We start from the raw sequence: 19,500 nt of genomic DNA on the forward strand, positions 1-19,500 counted from the left end.
ACCATGGCTCACGCTGCTACTACTCACGCCCACGTTCATGGTCACGATCACGATGACAGTACCAGGACCACGCTGGGCTTCTGGATCTACCTGATGAGCGACTGCCTCATCTTCGCGACGCTGTTCGCCACGTTCGGTGTGCTCGCGAATGCGACGGCAGGCGGTCCGGGCGCGAGGGAACTATTCGAACTGCCCTACGTGCTGGGCGAAACGCTGCTGCTGCTTGCGAGCAGCGTCACGTTCGGCATGGCCATGCTGAATCTCTACGCGCAGCGGCGCGGCCAGGTGATCGTGTGGCTCGCCATCACGTTCCTGTTCGGCGCGGGCTTCGTCGCGATGGAGGTGAACGAGTTCGCCAAGCTCATCGCCGATGGGGCGGGGCCCGGCACGAGCGCCTACCTTTCGGCGTACTTCACGCTGGTCGGCACGCACGGCCTGCACGTCACGGCGGGTCTGTTGTGGATCGCGATCCTGATGCACCAGACCTTCAAGTTCGGTCTGACCGGCACGGTCCGCCGCCGTCTCGCCTGCCTGAGCCTCTTCTGGCACTTTCTCGATCTCGTGTGGATCTGTGTATTTACGTTCGTTTACCTGCGAGGTTTCCTGTGAGCCAGTCCCATGCCATTCATCACGCCGTGCATGACGCGTCGCACGGCAGCTTCAAGGGCTACATGATCGGCACGGTGCTCTCGCTCGTGCTGACACTCGCGTCGTTCGGCGTGGTGATGTTTCGAGTCGTTTCGCCGGGCTTCGGGCTTGCAGCCATCGTCGTGCTGTGCATCGCGCAACTCGTCGTGCAACTCGTGTATTTCCTGCATATCGGCGCGTCGCGCAGCCAGCGCGCCAACACGGCCATTTTTGTCTGCACGGCGTTTCTGATTGCGGTGATCGTCGGGCTTTCGCTGTGGGTCATGCACAACGCGAACGTCAACATGATGCCCACGCAGATCTCGATCGACCGCGCCATGGCGCACGACTGACGTATTACGTTGCGTCCCTCAATACGTGCGCGCCGGGCACCTTGGGCACAGTGCATGCGCTATACGAAGCGTCGCGACACACCGTCGCTTTTACGTGGAGTGTGACCATGAACAAGGACCAGGTGAAGGGCACGGCTGAAAAGATGAAGGGCAAGGTCAATGAGGCCGTGGGCCGCGCAACCGACAACCCGGCGCGCGAAGTGAAGGGGGACCTCCAGCAGGAAGCTGGCCAGGCACGCAAGAACGTGGGTGACCTGAAGGAGGCCGCAAAGGATATGGCGAAGGACGTGAAGCGCCATCACTGATAAACGACGGCTAACCCAGAGCGCCGCCGCCTCGGAAGGGGCGGCGGCGTCACGCTGTCCGCATGTGGCGCGCTCGGCGCTCAGGCCGGCGGGTTCAGCACCGCGAAGGTCGCGTTGGCTTTGAGCACGCAGCGCTCGTCCACTATCAGGCGGCACGTGGCAAAGCGCAGACGCGCCCCCATTTTGTCGAGCGCCACGTGCGCTTCCAGCCAGTCGCCGGGACGCACGGAACCGAGGTAATCGAGGCCCAGATGCGCCGTGACTGCCGGGCGTTCGCGTCCCGCCGCGCGTATCATGGCCGCGCCAATGGCCGTGTCGGCGAGCGTGGCCAGCATGCCGCCGTGCGCGATATCCAGATTGTTCAAATGGCGCTCGCCCACGCGCGTGCCGATCACGCCGCGGGCTTCGTCGAAGTAAAGCGCGCCGAACTGGCCCATATAGCCCGTACGGAACGGCAACGCCACGAAGCCGGACGGCGGGGCGTCGCCATCGCTTTCGACGGGGGCGTTCGCAACGTCAAGCGGGATGTCATTCACGGGTAGGCGATCGTTCATTGTCCGAGTTTCCACAATCAGGGAATCAGCCCTTTCGCGCGGCCGACGGCGACTGCCTGGGTACGATTGCCCGCGCCGAGCTTGGCGTTGATCTTGCGAAGATGCGACTTCACCGTCAGTTCGGAGACGAACAGCTTCTCCGCGATCACGCGGTTGCGGTGGCCCGCCGAAAGCATGCGCAGCACGTCCAGCTCGCGCGCGGTGAGCGCGTCGGCGGGAGAGTCTGCGGCGTAGGGCGAGAGATCGGCGGCGCTCGCCGCTGAGTCCGCCATGCGCGCGTGGGCGGGCGCCACGCCGCCCAGCAACTGCGTGACGAACGCGGGCACCACGCCAAGCGAGCCAATCTGCGTGGGGCCGCGCTCGGCCCATGCGCCCAGCAGGCGCATGAGCGCTTCGCCTTCGTCGAGGAACGCGCGCACGAAGCCTTCATGGCTCGCCATGCGCAGCGCTTCCGTGAGCGTGTCGAAGGCGGCCGTGCGCTCGCCGTTGCCGTCGAGCGCGAGTGCGAGCAAGACTCGCAACTTCAGCGCGCGCCAATGACGCCGCCGCGCGATCGCCTGCGCGAGCGCTTCGCTCAGGGTCGCGCACGCCGTGGCGTAGCGTCCCTGCGCGATATCGAGGCGGCAGCGCGCAATCACCGGTTCGTCGATCTCGCTCGCGTGATAGGAGACGCCCGGGCGCGCCCAGTCCGCGTGCAGCGTGGCCGCGCGCAGCGCCTGCTCGGCGGCGTCGAAGCGGCCTTCGAGCGTGGCGACGCGCGTGCGTTCGAGCCATGCGGCACTCACGGCGCGGTCCGATTCGACTGCCCGGCCCAGCTGTTCGAGTTCGGCGAGCAGGCGCAACCACTGCTCGACATTGCCTTCGATGAGCGCCGCGCGCGCCGAAAGCACATGCGTGGCGATCAGCCCGTCGGTCACGCCCACGCGCTTGGCGCGCGGCAGCGCGTCGGCGAGCAGATGCGTCATTTCGTCGAGCGCGTTTTTCTCGTAGAGCGCGAGCGAGCGCACGCCGTCCACGCTGGTGCGGCCGCCGCCCGAGTCCACGGTGCGGTTCGCCGTGGCGTTGGCCGCCGAAATTTCGAGCCGCGCCAGCGCCGTGCCGAGCCGCCCCTGCACCAGATCGATGATCCCTTCGATGGTTTCCGACATCGTGCGCATCACGACATAGGGATGATCATGCGTGCGCCGCAACGCACGCGAGAGCACCCCGCGCGCCTCGTCGTAGCGATCGGTGCAGACGTAGCTGAACGCGAGCGAATTCGTGAGGCTGTAGAACGAGAAGTTCGCACGGTCGGGCAGGCGGTCGAGCAGGGCGGCGCTCGTTTGCGCGCATGCCTCGACCTGGTCGGTGATCGCGAGCAGCACGCCGCGAATCGCTTCGGCCACGAGGGCGACGCTATCCTGGTTGGGCTGCCCGAGGCTGCCCTCGACAATGCTCTGCGTCGTGCGCATGGCGTCCGCATAGCGGTGGTTCAGAAGCAGCACCCATGCATAGGTGAGGCCGACGTCGGGCCGCGTGGCGAGCCGCGCGGCGCCGATGCGGTCGAGCCAGCGCATCAACAGGCGCAGCCGGCCGCTGCCGAGCAACGCCCGCGAGTGGTCCGCGATTTCGGCGAGCGCGCCGGCTTCGTCGCCCGCGTCGAGCAAATGGTCGATGGCGGGCACAGGGCGTTGCGCGTCGAGATACCAGCGCGCGGCCGCCCCGTGCACCTCGCGTTCACGTTCCGGCTGCGCCGCACGCAGCCGATGCTGCAGGAAGCTCGCGAACAGCCGGTGATAGCGGTACCAGCTGCGCTCGCCGTCGAGCGGCACGAGAAAGAGATTGACGCGCTCCAGATAGTCCAGCATCTCGCGGCTGTCGTTGCGTCCGGTGGCGGCGTCGCAAAGCGCCGCGCAGAACTGCGGCAGCGCGCTCGTCTCCAGCAGGAACGAGCGGCACGCTTCGGATTGCCGGGCGAGGATGTCCTCGGCGAGATATTCCGCGAGTTCGAGGTTCGTGCCCGAAAACGAGGCGACGAAGGCCGCATGGTCGGTGCGCGTGCGCAGCGAGAGCGTGGCCAGATAAATGGCCGTGGCCCAGCCTTCGGTGCAGCGATGCAGCGTGGCGATATCGGCGTCGCGCAGCGGCAGCGCGCATTTCTCGCGGATGAACGCGCTCGCCTCCGCGAGCGTGAAGCGCAGTGCGGCGGGATTGATGTCGAGCAGCTCGCCGCGCGCGCGGATGCGCCCGATGCCGAGTTCGGGCGTCACGCGCGAGGCGACCACGAGCGGGTTGCCAGGCGGCAGGGCGGCGATCAGGTCCTGCATGAAGGCGAGCACGGTAGGGCTCTGGACCGACTCGAAGTCGTCGAGCAGGATGGCGAGCGGCTTGCCGTGCGCCGCCACGCGCTCGATCAGGCTCGACGCGAACGTGTCCGGGTCGAGTGTGAGCGCGCGCGGCGTGCGTGTGCCTGGCAACGCGGCGTCGAGATGCAGCAGGAAGCGCCCGAAGTCGTTGTCGGCGGCGTCGAGGCGCAGCCACGCCACCTCGCGGCGATGGCCGCGGCAGTGCGCGGCGTATTGCTGCAGAAGCGTGGTCTTGCCGAAGCCCGCCGAAGCGCGGATCAGCACGAGGCGCGCCGTGTGGGCGCCTGCAATTGTCTCGATCAGTTGCGTGCGCAACAGATGTGACGGGCTGTCTGCGGGCGGCGTCAGCTTCGACGCGACGATCCCGCGGGGAGGATTCTGATGGCCGCTTGCGGCGTGGGCATCGACGATGTTCACAGGCGCTGTTTCCTTCTGCGGCGCGCGCGGCGGCGCGCCCTTCGGGTCCGCGGGCCGCACGGGTTAGGCGGCGGCGGACCTGTCTCACTCGGGGCGTTGTTGGGGCGAGGGGTCGCGCCCTGTTTTTACGTTGCTGGTGCAACCGTGGGGCTATTGTTCCATAGCGGCTGGCCGGCGTCGTACTCCTTTCGAACGATTCGCCTGCGCGTCCTAAAATCCTCCCTTCGGCTCAGGACAGCAGGCCGGCGCGCGCCTAAAGTGACATCGACTTCACGGCATCCGCGCCACGATCGACCAACCGACGATCAAGCGGCGCAGCCGGAACGACATAAGGAAGCCCGGAGACACCATGTACCTCACACAAGGCCTGCATCGCTGCGTGCAACAACACCCGGCGGAAGTCGCGATCCGCTTCGGCGAGCGCACGCGAACTTTCGCGCAGCTGGGCGACCGCGTGGCGCGGCTAGCCGGCGCGCTCCAGTCGCTCGGTATAGGCGCGGGCGACCGCGTGGGCATGCTCGCGCTCAATTCCGACCGCTACCTCGAATACATGCTCGGCGTGTGGTGGGGCGGCGGCGTACTCAACCCGGTGAATATCCGCTGGAGCGTGCCCGAGATCGTCTATTCGCTCGACGACTGCGACACGCGCATCCTGCTGGTGGACGACCACTTCCTGCCGCTCGCCGGGGACATCGCGGCGAGCGCTGCGCATCGCCCGACGCTCGTCTACACCGGCGAGCGCGACGCACCGCCCGGCATGCTCGCTTACGAGTCGCTGATCGCCGACGCACAGCCGGTGGCAGACGTGTTTCGCGGCGGCAACGATCTCGCGACCATCATGTACACGGGCGGCACGACGGGCCGGCCCAAGGGCGTGATGCAGTCGCACCTGAACCTGTGGTCTTCGGCGACTTCGCGCATGGCGGAGTTCCGCGGCTACGCGCACGCCGTTTCGCTGCATGCGGCGCCGCTTTTCCACACGGCGGCGATGGCGCGCGCCGTGGGCCATTTCGTGGCCGGCGACACGCACGTGGTGGTGCCCACTTTCGAGCCGCGCGCCGTGCTCGAAGCGATCGAGCGCGACTGCGTGGACGAGATCCTGCTCGTGCCGACCATGCTGCAGGCCGTGCTGGAGCACCCCGACTTCAAGCGGCGCGATCTTTCTTCGCTCAGGCGCATCTACTACGGCGCGTCGCCGATCGCCGCGGGCGTGCTCGACGCCGCGCTCGCCGCGCTGCCCGGCATCGCATTCTTTCACGCTTACGGTCTCACGGAGGCGTCGCCGGTGGTGTCGGTCAATCCGCCCGCGAATCACGGCCCCGAAGGGCGGGCGAGCGGCCTTTACCGCTCGGCCGGGCGTGCGGGCTACGGCGTGACCGTCAAGATCGTCGATGCCGAAGGCGTGGAAGTGCCGCGCAATACCGTGGGCGAGATCGCCGTGCGCGGCGCGAACGTCATGCTCGGCTACTGGAACAAGCCCGAAGAAACGCGCGAGACGCTGCGCGACGGCTGGCTGCATACCGGCGACGGCGCCTATATGGACGAAGACGGCTACCTCTTCATCGTAGACCGCATGAAGGACATGATCGTGACGGGCGGCGAGAACGTCTATTCCGCCGAAGTCGAGAACGTGCTCTCGCGTCATCCTGCCGTTGCGCAATGCGCCGTGATCGGCGTTCCCGATGCGCGCTGGGGCGAAGCCGTGCACGCCGTGGTGGTCGCGCGCAGCGGCAGCGACGTCGACGAAGCGGCGCTGCGCGAGTACTGTCGCCAGTTCATCGCCGGCTACAAGTGCCCGAAGAGTGTCGAGTTCCGCGAGGCGCTGCCGCTTTCGGCCGCCGGCAAGATTCTCAAGCGCGATCTGCGCGCGCCGTACTGGCAGAGCCAGTCAAGACAGGTGGGCTGATCCGCAGGGGTGGGCATCGTCATCGTTAACTTGCAATCTCACTTAATCAGGTATCCAAAATGAGCAACAAGGTTGTGGTAGCCGGCGTCGGCATGATTCCGTTCACCAAGCCCGGCGCGAGCGACGACTACGCCACGATGGGCGCCAATGCCGCGAAGGCGGCGCTCGCCGATGCACGCATCGACTACGCGCTCGTCGAGCAGGCTTATGTCGGCTACGTGTTCGGCGATTCGACGTCCGGTCAGGCCGCCATTTATGGCGTGGGCCTCACCGGCATTCCGGTCGTGAACGTCAACAACAATTGCGCGACCGGCTCCACCGCGCTCTTCCTCGCGCGCCAGGCCGTGGAAAGCGGGGCCGTGGAGTGCGCCATTGCGCTCGGCTTCGAGCAGATGGTGCCAGGCGCGCTAAAGGGCGCGTACACCGACCGCCCCACGCCGATGGAGCGCTTCGTCAAGACCATGCTCGACGTGCAAGGTTTCGACGAAACCGCGCCACGCGCGGCGCAATTCTTCGGCGGCGGCGGCCGTGCCTACATGAAGGAATACGACATCAAGCCGGAAACGTTCGGGCGCATTTCCGTGAAAGCGCGCCAGCACGCCGCGCGCAATCCCTTCGCCGTGTTTCGCAACACGGTGACGCTCGAAGAGGTGATGGCTTCGCCCGCCGTCTTCGACCCGCTCACGCGCTTGCAGTGCTGCCCGCCCACCTGCGGCGCGGCGGCGGCGATCGTGTGCTCGGAAGCGTTCGCGAAGAAGCACGGACTCGACACGCGCGTGGTCATCAAGGCCCAGGCGATGACGACGGACCGCAACAGCACGTTCGACGAAGGCGACATGCGCAAGGTGGTGGGCTATGACATGACGCGCGCCGCCGCGCAACAGGTGTATGAAAAGGCGGGCGTTGGACCCGAAGATATTCAGGTCGTCGAACTGCACGACTGCTTCACGGCGAACGAACTGATCACCTACGAAGGGCTCGGCCTCACACCAGAGGGCACGGCCGAGAAGTTCATTCTCGATGGCGACAATACCTATGGCGGCCGCGTCGTCACGAACCCCTCGGGCGGCCTGCTTTCGAAAGGCCATCCGCTGGGCGCGACGGGTCTTGCGCAATGCACCGAACTCGTGTGGCAACTGCGCGGGCAGGCGCAGGACCGCCAGGTCGCGGGCGCGCGCTTCGGTCTCCAGCACAACCTCGGACTCGGCGGCGCGTGCGTGGTCACGCTCTACGAGCGCCAGTAACGCGAGGCTCGACGATGATCGACAAAAGCCATATCGGCGCACTGATCTCGCGCCACACGGCGCTCGTCGAGGCGGGTCGCCTGCGCTTCTTCGCGAAGGCGACCGGCCAGACGGACCGCCGTTACCTCGACGACGAGGCCGCGAGGGAAGCCGGCTATCCCGCGCTGCCCGTGCCGCCCACGTTCCTGTTCTGCCTCGAAATGGAATCGCCCAATCCGCGTGCGACCGTCGAGCGCCTGAATATCGACATCGCCCGCGTGCTGCACGGCGAGCAGCGCTTCCGCTATCACCGCATGGCGTTTGCGGGCGAACGCCTCGCATTCGAAACGCGCATCGCGGACATCTACGGCAAGAAGGGCGGCGCACTGGAATTCGTCGTGCGCGAAACGCGTGTGACGAACGCACAAGACGACGCGCCCGTTGCAGACCTGCGCAGCGTGATCGTCGTGCGCAACGGTTGATAGAAAAGCAGAAGCAGGAGCCAACATGCAATCGATTCGTTTGAACGACCTGGCCGTAGGCAGCGCGTTGCCGCCGTTCGTCGCCGCGCCGCTCACGCGCCTCACGCTCGCGCTTTACGCGGGCGCGTCCGGCGACCACAACCCGATTCACGTCGATCTGGACTTCGCGCGCCGCGCCGGCATGCCCGACGTCTTCGCGCACGGCATGCTGTCCATGGCATATCTCGGGCGGCTGCTCACGAACTGGGTGCCACAGCAGGCCATCCGCGAGTTCTCAGTGCGCTTCGCGGCGATTACGCAGGTGGGCGACGCCATTACCTGCAGCGGCATCGTCACCGAACGTGACGAGACGGCGCGCACCGTCAAAGTCGCGCTCACCACGCGCGACGCACAAGGCGAAATCAAGCTTTCAGGCGAGGCGCTCGTCGCGCTCGACGCCTGAACGATCCTTCACACACACGGAGTAGACAGAAGATGAGCAAGCTGGTTGGCAAGGTCGCCATCGTATCGGGGTCGGGCCGCGGCATTGGCCGTGAAATTGCACTCAAGCTCGCGGGCGAAGGCGCGGCTGTCGTGGTGAACGATCTGGACGCCGAACCCGCGCAAAGCGTGGTGGCCGAGATCGTCGCCGCGGGCGGCAAGGCCGTGGCGTGCACGGGCAGCGTGACGGACGCGGACTTCGGCACGCGCTTCGTCGGCGCGGCGCTCAAGGAGTTCGGGCGCCTCGACATCATCGTCAACAACGCGGGCTACACGTGGGACAACGTGATCCAGAAGATGAGCGACGAGCAGTGGAACGCCATCATGGACGTGCACGTGAGCGCGCCGTTCCGCATCCTGCGTGCCGCCGCCGACTACTTCCGCGAAAGCGCCAAGGCCGAAGCCGATGCGGGCCAGGAGGTGTTCCGCAAAGTCGTGAACATCTCCTCCGTTTCGGGCGTGATGGGCAACGCGGGCCAGGCGAACTATTCGGCCGCGAAAGCCGCGATCAACGGCCTCACGAAGGCGCTCGCGAAAGAGTGGGGCCGCTACAAGGTCAACGTGAACAGCGTGGCGTTCGGCCTCATCAAGACGCGCCTCACCGAGGCGGTGGCGGGCGAGGGCAATAGCTCGACCATCGACATCGCGGGCCAGGCAATCAAGGTGGGCGTCAACGCGCAGCTCATGAAGAACATCGAGGCGATGATTCCCATCGGCCGCGGCGGCACGCCGGAAGAAGCGGCGGGCGCGGTGTATCTGATGTGCATTCCCGAATCGAACTACGTGACGGGGCAGGTGCTGGTGGTTGGCGGCGGCCGTCCGTAAAACGTGGCTCGCAAAGAAGGAGTCGAACATGGCTGAATACCGTAGTCCGTGGATCACGGACGATCTCGTGCTGTTCCAGGATTCGATCCGCAAGTTCATCGAGCGCGAACTCGTGCCACACGAAGAGCGCTGGTGGAAGCAGCAGCATGTGGATCGCGAGGTGTGGCGCAAGGCCGGCGAGTTCGGCATGCTCTGCGCGAGCATTCCCGAGGAATACGGCGGCGGTGGGGGCACCTTCGCGCACGAGGCCATCATCGCGCTCGAGCAGTCGCGCGCGATGGTGTCGAGCCTCGGCACGAACGTGCATAGCGGCATCGTCGCGCATTACATCCTGCGCTACGGCACCGAGGAGCAAAAGCGCAGGTGGCTGCCGAAAATGGCGAGCGGCGAGCGCGTGGCGGCGATCGCCATGTCCGAGCCGGGCGCGGGATCGGATCTCAAGAGCATCAAGACGCGTGCGGTACGTGATGGCGATCACTATGTCATCAACGGTTCGAAGACCTTTATTTCGAACGGCTTGCTCGCCGACCTGATCTGCGTGGTCGTCAAGACGGACCCGGCGCAGGGCGCGAAAGGCGTGTCGATCGTCGTCGTGGAAACCGACGATCTGCCTGGCTTCCGGCGCGGACGCGTACTCGAGAAGATGGGGCAGAAGGGCCAGGACACCGCCGAGCTGTTCTTCGACGACGTGCGCGTGCCGTGCGCAAACCTGCTTGGCACGGAAGAGGGCAAGGGCTTCTATCAACTGATGCAGCAGTTGCCGCAGGAACGCATGATCATCGCGCTCGGCGCGCTGAGCGCGATGGAAAAGGCGCTGGATGTCACCACGGCCTACGTGCGCGAGCGCAAGGTGTTCGGCATGAGCCTGCTGGACATGCAGAACACGCGTTTCAAGCTCGCCGAATGCAAGACTCACACGACCATTGCGCGAACCTTCATCGACGACTGCATGGCGAAGGTGCTGCGCGGCGAGCTCGACGCCGAGACGGCCGCCATGGCGAAATGGTGGTGCACGCAACGCAGCTGCGAAATCATCGACGAATGCCTGCAGCTGCATGGCGGCTACGGCTACATGATGGAGTATCCGATCGCGCGGCTCTACGTGAATGCGCGCGTGAGCAAGATCTTCGGTGGCTCCAACGAGATCATGAAGGAACTGATCGCCCGTACGCTGTAACGTCGCTACTTGGGAGCACCAGATGGATTTGCGTTATACCGAAGCGGAACAGGCGTTCCGCGAAGAAGTGCGGGCGTTCGTGCGGGAGAGCCTGCCTGGCGACATCCGCGAGAAAGTGCTCGCGCACCAGCGGGTGGAGAAGGACGATTACGTGCGCTGGCACCGCATCCTCAACGCGCACGGCTGGGGCGCACCCACGTGGCCCAGGGCATTCGGCGGCACGGGCTGGAACGCGCTGCAGCGCCTGATCTTCGAGATCGAGACGCTCGGCGCGGGCGCGCCGCGCCTGTTGCCGTTCGGCCTCACGATGATCGGCCCGGTGCTCATGAAGTACGCGAGCCCGCAGATGCAGGCGCGTTTTTTGCCGCGCATTCCGAACCTCGACGACTTCTGGTGCCAGGGCTATTCCGAGCCCGGTTCGGGCTCCGACCTCGCTTCGCTGAAAACGCGCGCGGTGCGCAAGGGCGACAAGTACATCGTGAACGGCCAGAAAACGTGGACCACGATGGCGCATTTCGCGGACTGGATTTTCTGTCTCGTTAGAACGGACTCCGAAGCGAAGCCGCAGGAAGGCATTTCGATGCTGCTGATCGATATGAAGTCGCCGGGCGTCACGGTCCGGCCGATCGTCACGCTCGACGGCGGCCACGACGTGAACGAGACATGGTTCGAGGACGTGGAAGTGCCCGTCGAGAATCTCGTAGGTGAGGAGAACCGCGGCTGGACTTACGCGAAGTATCTGCTCGGGCACGAGCGCACGGCCATTGCGGGTATCGGCCATTGCTATCGCGAGTTGCGGCAGTTGAAGCACTACGCGGCACAGGCTGCGGACGGCACGGGCGGCCGCATGCTCGACGACGCGCGCATGCGCGACAAGATCGCTCGCCTCGAAATGAACCTCATGGCGCTGGAAATGCTGCTGCTGCGCGTGGCGACGGCTGATGGCGGGCCCGGTCCCGGCCCCGCGGCATCGATCGTGAAGATTCGCGGCTCGGAACTGCAGCAGGACATCGCCATGCTTCAGCAGGAAGTGGCCGGACCGCACGGCTGGCCCTACGCGCCGCAATGGCTCGAGCCCGGCGCCCATGCCCCCGTGAGCGGGCCGCATTGGGCGGCGCCTGCTGCGTCCACCTATTTCGACATGCGCAAGACCTCGATTTACGGCGGCGCAACCGAGGTGCAGAAGAACATCATCGCGAAGATGATCATCGGCTTTTAGGACACGCACATGGACTTCACGTATAGCGAAGAGCAGCAAATGCTCGCCGATAGCCTGCGTCGTTTCGTCGAAAGCGAATACACGTTCGCGCACCGGCGCCGGCGCGCGCGCGAGGGCGCGAGCTTCGATCGCGCGATCTGGACGCGGCTTGCGGAAATGGGCGTGCTCGGCCTCACGGTGCCCGCCGAATACGGCGGGTTCGGCGAAGGCGCGGCGAGCCGGCTCGTGGTGCAGCGCGAACTGGGCCGTGCGCTGGTGCTCGAACCGGTCATTCCGTGCAGCGTCATGGCAACCGCGATACTCGCGGCATACGCCAGTGCTGCGCAGCAGGACCGCTGGCTGGGCGCGATCGCCACGGGGCAGCAGGTCGTCGTACCCGCGTTCGCGGAAACCGCGTCGCGCTACCGGCTCGATGCGGTCGGCACACTCGCGACGCCGGTTGGGCGCGGCTACGTGCTCGATGGCGCGAAAGCGCTGGTCTGGCATGGCGAGGCTGCGGATGCGTTCATCGTCAGCGCACGCGTGGGTGATGCGGCCACGGGCGAAATCGCGCTTTTCCTCGTCCCGCGCGAGAGCCGGGGCGTGAAAGTGGCCGGCTATCCGACCATGGACGGCCAGCGCGCCGCCGACGTAACGTTCGAGGCGGTCGCATTGGGCGCGGAAGGCCTAATCGGCGCACCCGGCGCTGGCGTTGCCGCGCTCGGGCACGGCGTGGACTACGGGATCGCGGCGCTGTGCGCGGAAGCGGCTGGTGCGATGGAGCGCCTGATCGAGATCACCGGCGAGTATTTGCGCACGCGCCGCCAGTTCGGCCAGCCGCTCGCCGCGTTCCAGGCGCTACAACATCGCATGGCGGACATGCTCGTGCACAAGGAGCTGGCGCTTTCGATGGCCTACGTCGCCGCGCAAGCGCTGGACGAACCCGATGCGCGCAAGCGCCGCCGCATGCTCGCTGCCGCGAAAGTGACGGTAGCCCAGGCGGGACGCTTCGTTGGCCAGCAGGCGGTGCAACTCCACGGCGGCATGGGCATGACCGACGAGCTGGAAGTGGGCGACTATTTCAAGCACCTGACGATATTCGATCCGCTCCTTGGCGACACCGACCATCATCTCGCGAGTTACGTCGAGGCGATGGAAGACTGAGCCCCACGCGCCGCCCCGCATCATGCGGGGCGGTTCTTTTACGGATCTTCGATTTTTCCAAAAATGATCAGTACTACGATTGAAAATGGCGTCGCCACGCTGACGCTCGACAACGCGGAGCGCAAGAACGCCCTGAGCGCTGCGGCGCTCGCCGCGTTCGCGGATGCCATCGAAGCATTGCGCCGCGACGCCACGGTGCGCGCGTTGATCCTGACTGGCGCAGGCAGCGACTTTTGCTCGGGCGGCGACGTGAGCGCGATGCAAGGCCCCGCCGATACGGCCGCCGTGCGCCGCCGCATGATCGAGAGCCAGCGGCCGTGCGCAGCGCTGGCGACGTTCGACAAGCCGGTGATCGCAGCGGTGGATGGCGTGGCGTACGGCGCGGGCTTCAGTATTGCGTTGATGGCCGACTTCATCGTCGCGAGCGAGCGGGCGCGCTTTTGCCTCGCTTTCGCGCGCATGGGCCTCGTGCCCGATCTGGGCGCGTTGCATACGCTGCCGCGCATCATCGGTACGCAACGCACGCGGGACCTCGTCTACTCGGCCCGCGAACTGGCGGCGCACGAGGCGCAGGCGTTGGGCATCGTGCTAGATGTGGTGCCTGGCGATGCGCTGTACGCGCGAGCGTACGACCTGGCGCTCGCCATGAGCGCGCAATCGCCGCATGCGTTCGCGATGACCAAGCGTTTGCTCGCGCAGACGTTCGAACGCGACTTCGGCGCACTCCTGGACGCGGAGGCGAGCGCACAGGCCATTGCGTTGAACTCGCCGTATCTGCGCGAGGCGGCGGCGCGCTTTGCGCGCAAGGAAACACCGTTGTTTCGCTGGCCGCGCAACGATCGGGGCGCCTGAGTGCACGATCGAACGGAGGAGCCGCGGGGCAAACCCTTGCTCCGTTCGAAGCACCGCGCAACACACCAACGCTTCCTGCCGTTTCCTGCTTTAGGACCACGACAGCAATTTGTGTCCACCTTAAGTTAACACCGATCAGACAGCGCCGATCCCACCGGCGCCCAATAACGGAGACAAGACATGACGAACGCGATCGCCACGCCCGAGGCGAGCCGGACCCCTGCGCACGCCCACTTTACGATGGACCCTGTTTCGCCCGCCATCGGCGCGGAAGTCAGCGGTATCGACCTGCGCGAAACGCTGGACGACGCCACCGTCGCCGCGCTGCGCGCCGCGCTGGTGCAGCACAAGGTGCTGTTCTTCCGCGACCAGGACATCACGCCCGCGCAGCATGTGGCGCTTGCATGCCGGTTTGGCCAGCTCGAAGTGCATCCCGTTTTTCCGCATCACGCCGATCATCCCGAACTTGTCCTGCTGGGCGGCACGCAGGCCTCGAAGGCGCGCGAGAACATCTATCACTCGGATGTCTCCTGGCGCGAAACTCCTTCGATGGCGTCGATGCTGCGTTGCGTGGAATGCCCCCGCAGCGGCGGCGACACGATCTGGGTGAACATGGCGAAGGCCTATGCTGATCTGCCTCAAGCCGTGAGGGAGCAACTCGCCGACCTCGAAGCCGTTCATGACATCATGCCGTCGTTCGGCTCGCGCATGTCGGCCGAAGAGCGCGCAGCAAATCGCGTGAAATTTCCCGCCGTTACGCACCCCGTGGTCCGCACGCATCCCGAAAGCGGCGAAAAAATCCTGTACGTGAACGAGGGCTTCACGACCCATCTTGCGAATTATCTGAGCAAAGGCACGTTTCGCGTGGGCTTCGACTACCGCTACGGCGAACTCGAGCTGCTCCAATATCTGTTTCGCCAGGCCGCCGTGCCAGAGTACCAGGTTCGGCTGCGCTGGGCGCCCAACACCATCGCGTTCTGGGACAACCGCTCAACCCAGCACTACGCGATTCAGGACTATTTCCCGGCCGTGCGGCGCATGATGCGCGCAACGATCATCGGCGACAGGCCGTTCTGACGTATCGCGCGTGTCACTGCGCATCCCAATCGACAGGAACCGTTAGCCGTGCACAAGATCGACCAGTACTACATTGGCGGGCAGTGGGTCGCGCCCGCGCCAGGCGCGAATATTCATGAGATGGTTTGCCCTGTCACGGAGGCGGTGGCGGGTACCGTGCTCCTCGGCACGCACGCCGATGTCGAGCGCGCCGTCGCCGCGGCCCGCGCCGCGTGGCCCGCGTGGTCGGCCACACGTGTTGCGAGCCGCGTGGCGCTGCTTACGCGCATCGTCGAGCGCTATACCGCGCGCTATGACGAACTCGCGCGTGCGGTGAGCACGGAAATCGGCGCACCGATCAAGTTGAGCCACGAGCTGCAGGCGCGCGTGGGCCTCGCGCAGCTGCAGAGTGTGCGCGCCGCACTGGAATCGTTCGAATTCAGCGAACGGCGCGGCACGACCGAGATCGTGCGCGAAGCCGTGGGCGTCGTCGCGCTCATCACGCCGTGGAACTGGCCGCTCAACCAGATCGCGGCGAAGGTCGCGCCGGCGCTCGCGGCGGGCTGCACGGTAGTGCTCAAGCCTTCGGAGATCGCGCCGCTCGACGCGCGTCTGTTCGCAGAGGTACTCGACGAGGCAGGCGTGCCGCCCGGCGTATTCAACCTGGTCTACGGCGACGGAGCGACGGTGGGCGCGGCACTCGCCAGCCATCCCGACATCGACATGGTGTCGATCACGGGCTCGACGCGAGCGGGGGCGCAAGTCGCCTCAAGCGCGGCGGGCACGGTCAAGCGCGTGGCGCAGGAGTTGGGCGGCAAGTCGCCCAGCCTCATCTTCGAAGACGCCGATCTGGCAACCGCGGTGAAGGCGAGCGTGCTGGCCTGCATGCTGAATTCGGGGCAAACCTGTATCGCGCCCACGCGCCTGCTCGTACAACGCAGCCAGTACGATGCGGCCATCGAAGTCGCCTGCGCGACGGTCAACGCGCTACAGGTCGGCGATCCGGCCGCGGCGGACACGATCCTCGGCCCGATTTCCAATCGTGCCCAGTATGAAAAAGTGCAGCGGATGATCGCGATCGGCATTGACGAGGGCGCGCGTCTCGTGGCCGGCGGCGAGGGGAGGCCCGCGCACTTGTCACGCGGCTTCTTCGCGCGGCCAACCGTGTTCGCCGACGTGCGCAACGACATGACGATCGCGCGTGAAGAAATCTTCGGTCCGGTGCTCGCGATCCTTCCGTTCGATACGGAGGAAGAGGCCGTCGCTATCGCGAACGACACGCCGTATGGACTCGCCGCCTACTTGTGGTCCGGCGACGCGGCGCGCGTTCGGCGCGTGGCGGCACGACTTCGCGCGGGCAGCGTGCAGATCAACGGCGCGAAGATGGATCTTGCCGCGCCGTTCGGCGGCATGAAGGCGTCCGGCAATGGGCGGGAGCACGGCGCATATGGTCTCGCGGAGTTTCTCGAATACAAGCAGATTACGGGTTGCACGGCATGAGCCAAACCGCACAGGAATTCGACTACGTCGTGATCGGCGCGGGGTCGGCGGGTTGCGCGATTGCCGCGCGTCTTGGCGAAACCGCGAGCGCGAGCGTCGCGCTCATCGAAGCCGGTCCGAGCGATCACCACTACACGGTGTGGGCGCCGCTCGGTATCGCGGCGACGGTGCCGCGCGAGGGGCCCCGCAACTACGCGTTTCATACCGAGCCGCAAGCCGGCCTGGTCGGCCGCCGTTCGTATCAGCCGCGAGGGCGGGGTCTCGGCGGCAGTTCGTCGATCAACGGCATGGTCTACATTCGCGGTCATCGCCTGGACTTCGACGCGTGGGCGAACGCGGGCTGCACGGGCTGGAGCTACGAAGACGTGCTGCGGTATTTCCGCCGCAGCGAGTCTAACGAGCGTTGCGCCGGCCGTGACGACGATCCCTTTCACGGTTCGCGTGGCCCGTTGCACGTGAGCGAATTGCGCTCGCCCAATCCGTTCTCGCAGCATTTCATCGCAGCGGCATTGCAGGCGGGCTTGAAGGTGAACCCCGACTTCAATGGCGTGGACCAGGAGGGCGTTGGCCTCTATCAGGTCACGCAACGCGACGGCGAACGCTGGAACACGGCGCGCGCTTATCTGCACGGCGGGTATCGCGGCGACACGGCGCACAATGGCGGCCGCGAATGGCTCACGGTGCTGACCGGGGCACGGGCGCAGCGCATCGTGTTCGAAGGCGCGCGCGCCGCGGCGGTCGAGATATGGCGTGACGGCGTTGTGCAAGCCGTGCGAGTGCGCCGCGAGATCGTGGTGAGCGCCGGAACGTTTCATTCCCCGCAGCTGCTCATGGCCTCGGGCATCGGACCGGCTGCGCATCTGCACGCATTCGGCATCGAGGTCGTGTATGACGCGCCACAGGTCGGCCAGAATCTGCAGGACCATCTGGACATCATCGTGAACAAGCAGGTCGCATCGACCGAGCTGTTCGGGCGCTCCGTGCCGGGCCTGATGCGGCTCGCCCGCGAAATTCACCGCTACCGGCGCGAGCGCACCGGCATGGTCACGTCGAACCTCGCGGAGGCGGGCGCATTCGTGCGAAGTGCGCCGGGCCTCGCCGCACCCGACCTGCAACTGCATTTCGTGCCCGCGATGCTTGGCAACCGAGGCGAAGGCAAGCCGCCGCGCGGGCACGGCTATTCGTGCCACGCATGCGTACTGCGGCCATACAGCCGCGGCGAGGTGACGTTGCGCTCGCCTCACATGCACGATGCACCGTCGATCGATCCGCGTTTTCTCGGCGACGAACGCGACATGGAAGGCATGGTCGCGGGCGTGCAGCTGGTGCGCCGGATCTTCGCACAGGACGCGCTCGCGCGCTATGGCGGCCGCGAATTGTTCACGGGTGACATCGCGCGGGAGGCGGAGGGAGACGAGGCGATTCGCGCGTTCGTGCGTCGCAACGCCGACACGGTGTATCACCCCGTGGGCACCTGCCGCATGGGCGCCGACGCGCAATCGGTCGTCGATCCGCAGTTGCGCGTGCGAGGGGTGACGGGATTGCGCGTCGTGGACGCGTCGGTCATGCCTACGCTCGTGGGCGGAAACACCAATGCCGCCGCAATCATGATCGCGGAAAAGGCGGCGGACCTGATGCACGCCAACATTTAGACGACGCCCGCTATTACATTTTCGGTTGCTTTCAGTTGATTCGGATAACGAATCGAAACACGTCGCGTTAGAAACCGAGGTCAAGACTCATGCTTCAGATCGAACAACCCGTGGCCGCGACGCACGCTGTGCGTGCACGCAACGGCTGGGCCACGGTCGCCGCGCTGTTTCTGTTCATGGCGCTTAATTTCGCGGACAAAGCCGTGGTCGGGCTGGTCGCGGTGCCGCTGATGCGGGACATGGGATTGAGCCCAGCGCAGCTTGGCATCGTCGGCAGCGCGTTTTTTGTGCTGTTCGCCGTGTCGGCCATCGGCGTGGGCTCGATCGCGGACCGCCTCGATCCCACGTGGCTGCTCGCCGGGCTTGCGCTCGTCTGGGTGGCCGCACAGTTGCCGATGATCTGGCCAGCCAGCTTCGCGACGCTCGTGATGTGCCGCATCGTGCTGGGCGCGGGCGAGGGCCCCGCGTTGCCGCTCGCGATGCACGTGACCTATGAGGCCTTCGACGACCGGCGGCGCAGCCTGCCCACGCTGATCGTGCAGCTCGGCGCGACGGCGGGGCTCGTGCTGGCCGGTCCCGCGCTGACGTTCGTCGAGCAGCGCTGGCACTGGCGTGCCACGTTCCTCGCACTCGGCGTAGCTGGCGTGGCGTGGGTAGCGCTATGGCTCGCGCTGCGTCTTGTGGGGGAGCACGGTGTGCGCGTACGGGCGGGGGCCGCCCCGCGCGCCGTCACCCCCTGCTGGCGTGTGCTGCGCCCGTACTTCGGCAGCGCCACGGTGCTGACCGTCTTGCTACAGTCGTTCGCGGGCTATGCAGTCGTCGCCTGCGGCATCACGTGGATGCCCGTGTATTTCCGCCTCGGGCTGGGCTTGCCCCCCGCTCGCGCTGGGTGGCTGTTCGGTCTCCAGGTGCTTTTGCAGGTGCCGGTCGGGTTCGCGCTGGCCACGCTCTCGCACGTGCTGCTTAGGCGCAACGTCTCGACGCGCATCGCGCGAGGCGTGCTCGTGAGCGCCTGCTGCACGGTCGGCGGCATCTTGCTGTGCGTCTCGTTTGCAGCGTGGCCGCCGCTCGCGAAGGTGGCGCTGGTGGGCTTGGCCTGCGCATTCGCCACTCAGGCGTTCACGTTCGGGCCGCAACTCGTGGCCGAAGTGGTGCCGGGAGCGAACCGCGCGGCCATGCTCTCAAGCGTTCATGCGCTCGCGACGACAGCCGGTTTGTTCGCGCCGGCGCTCATGGGACATCTCGTCGATTCGACTGCGGGCCCACGCGGCTACGAAGCGGGTTTCGGCGCGATGGGCGTGCTGCTCGCCGTAGCGGGCGTGGCGGGCTTTCTGTGGCTGCAGCCGGCAAAGGAGGGCCGTGGGGCGCGCTGAGGTTCGCGTAC

General features: G+C 66.3%; 18 protein-coding genes. 16 read left to right on the forward strand and 2 right to left on the reverse strand.

Going from position 1 to position 19,500, the window contains the following annotated elements; genetic code table 11:
• The first annotated feature begins 3 nt into the window (after positions 1–3).
• From cyoC to M3I56_RS15035, 3 genes are all read left to right on the forward strand, one after another.
• Positions 4–609: a cytochrome o ubiquinol oxidase subunit III gene (gene cyoC, locus M3I56_RS15025; RefSeq protein ID WP_254354636.1), complete on the forward strand. Its 606-nt coding sequence runs from the start codon at positions 4–6 to the stop codon at positions 607–609.
• The gene (gene cyoD, locus M3I56_RS15030) at positions 606–980 is read left to right on the forward strand and encodes a cytochrome o ubiquinol oxidase subunit IV (RefSeq protein WP_028203629.1); all 375 of its coding nucleotides are present in this window, start codon (positions 606–608) and stop codon (positions 978–980) included. The genes cyoC and cyoD overlap by 4 nt, the downstream gene beginning before the upstream one ends.
• Before the next feature lie 107 nt (positions 981–1,087).
• Complete coding sequence (locus tag M3I56_RS15035) at positions 1,088–1,285, forward strand: CsbD family protein (protein ID WP_254354637.1); 198 nt, start codon at positions 1,088–1,090, stop codon at positions 1,283–1,285.
• 80 nt (positions 1,286–1,365) lie between these two features.
• On the opposite strand, the gene M3I56_RS15040 is transcribed toward M3I56_RS15035, so the two are convergent.
• Together M3I56_RS15040 and M3I56_RS41375 are read right to left on the reverse strand one after the other, a co-directional pair.
• Positions 1,366–1,839: a PaaI family thioesterase gene (locus M3I56_RS15040; protein ID WP_254354638.1), complete on the reverse strand. Its 474-nt coding sequence runs from the start codon at positions 1,837–1,839 to the stop codon at positions 1,366–1,368.
• Between the two features lie 17 nt (positions 1,840–1,856).
• Positions 1,857–4,601 carry a LuxR C-terminal-related transcriptional regulator gene (locus M3I56_RS41375; RefSeq protein ID WP_254354639.1) on the reverse strand — a complete coding sequence of 915 codons (2,745 nt, stop codon included), beginning with the start codon at positions 4,599–4,601 and terminating at the stop codon, positions 1,857–1,859.
• A gap of 349 nt (positions 4,602–4,950) precedes the next feature.
• Between M3I56_RS41375 and M3I56_RS15050 the strand changes: the two genes are divergently transcribed.
• The 13 genes from M3I56_RS15050 to M3I56_RS15110 all read left to right on the forward strand — a co-directional run bounded on the left by M3I56_RS15050 (position 4,951) and on the right by M3I56_RS15110 (position 19,489).
• A complete protein-coding gene (locus tag M3I56_RS15050) occupies positions 4,951–6,507 on the forward strand; it encodes a long-chain-fatty-acid--CoA ligase (protein WP_254354640.1) in 1,557 nt (518 codons plus the stop codon).
• Between the two features lie 59 nt (positions 6,508–6,566).
• On the forward strand, positions 6,567–7,751 hold the full coding sequence (locus M3I56_RS15055) for a lipid-transfer protein (protein ID WP_254336164.1): 1,185 nt from the start codon (positions 6,567–6,569) through the stop codon (positions 7,749–7,751).
• A 14-nt stretch (positions 7,752–7,765) separates the two neighbouring features.
• Complete coding sequence (locus M3I56_RS15060; protein ID WP_254354641.1) at positions 7,766–8,212, forward strand: MaoC family dehydratase N-terminal domain-containing protein; 447 nt, start codon at positions 7,766–7,768, stop codon at positions 8,210–8,212.
• Positions 8,213–8,237: 25 nt separating this feature from the next.
• The gene (locus M3I56_RS15065; protein WP_254354642.1) at positions 8,238–8,654 is read left to right on the forward strand and encodes a MaoC family dehydratase; all 417 of its coding nucleotides are present in this window, start codon (positions 8,238–8,240) and stop codon (positions 8,652–8,654) included.
• A gap of 32 nt (positions 8,655–8,686) precedes the next feature.
• Positions 8,687–9,517, forward strand: coding sequence for an SDR family NAD(P)-dependent oxidoreductase (locus tag M3I56_RS15070; protein WP_254354643.1), 831 nt, complete (start codon positions 8,687–8,689; stop codon positions 9,515–9,517).
• A 28-nt stretch (positions 9,518–9,545) separates the two neighbouring features.
• On the forward strand, positions 9,546–10,694 hold the full coding sequence (locus M3I56_RS15075) for an acyl-CoA dehydrogenase family protein (protein ID WP_254354644.1): 1,149 nt from the start codon (positions 9,546–9,548) through the stop codon (positions 10,692–10,694).
• Positions 10,695–10,716: 22 nt separating this feature from the next.
• Positions 10,717–11,913, forward strand: a complete 1,197-nt coding sequence (locus M3I56_RS15080; RefSeq protein WP_254354645.1) for an acyl-CoA dehydrogenase family protein — start codon at positions 10,717–10,719, stop codon at positions 11,911–11,913.
• A 9-nt stretch (positions 11,914–11,922) separates the two neighbouring features.
• Positions 11,923–13,056 (forward strand): acyl-CoA dehydrogenase family protein, encoded by a 1,134-nt coding sequence (locus M3I56_RS15085; protein WP_254354646.1) that lies wholly within the window; start codon positions 11,923–11,925, stop codon positions 13,054–13,056.
• A 63-nt stretch (positions 13,057–13,119) separates the two neighbouring features.
• Positions 13,120–13,908 (forward strand): enoyl-CoA hydratase/isomerase family protein, encoded by a 789-nt coding sequence (locus M3I56_RS15090; RefSeq protein WP_254354647.1) that lies wholly within the window; start codon positions 13,120–13,122, stop codon positions 13,906–13,908.
• Positions 13,909–14,088: 180 nt separating this feature from the next.
• Positions 14,089–14,985: a TauD/TfdA family dioxygenase gene (locus M3I56_RS15095; protein WP_254354648.1), complete on the forward strand. Its 897-nt coding sequence runs from the start codon at positions 14,089–14,091 to the stop codon at positions 14,983–14,985.
• A 48-nt stretch (positions 14,986–15,033) separates the two neighbouring features.
• Positions 15,034–16,464: an aldehyde dehydrogenase family protein gene (locus M3I56_RS15100; protein ID WP_254354649.1), complete on the forward strand. Its 1,431-nt coding sequence runs from the start codon at positions 15,034–15,036 to the stop codon at positions 16,462–16,464.
• Positions 16,461–18,116 carry a GMC family oxidoreductase gene (locus M3I56_RS15105; protein ID WP_254354650.1) on the forward strand — a complete coding sequence of 552 codons (1,656 nt, stop codon included), beginning with the start codon at positions 16,461–16,463 and terminating at the stop codon, positions 18,114–18,116. Before M3I56_RS15100 ends, M3I56_RS15105 begins: the two co-directional genes overlap by 4 nt.
• 89 nt (positions 18,117–18,205) lie before the next feature.
• On the forward strand, positions 18,206–19,489 hold the full coding sequence (locus tag M3I56_RS15110) for an MFS transporter (protein WP_254354652.1): 1,284 nt from the start codon (positions 18,206–18,208) through the stop codon (positions 19,487–19,489).
• Positions 19,490–19,500: the final 11 nt, after the last annotated feature.

Source organism: Paraburkholderia sp. CNPSo 3281, assembly GCF_024206515.1.
Lineage (GTDB): Bacteria > Pseudomonadota > Gammaproteobacteria > Burkholderiales > Burkholderiaceae > Paraburkholderia > Paraburkholderia nodosa.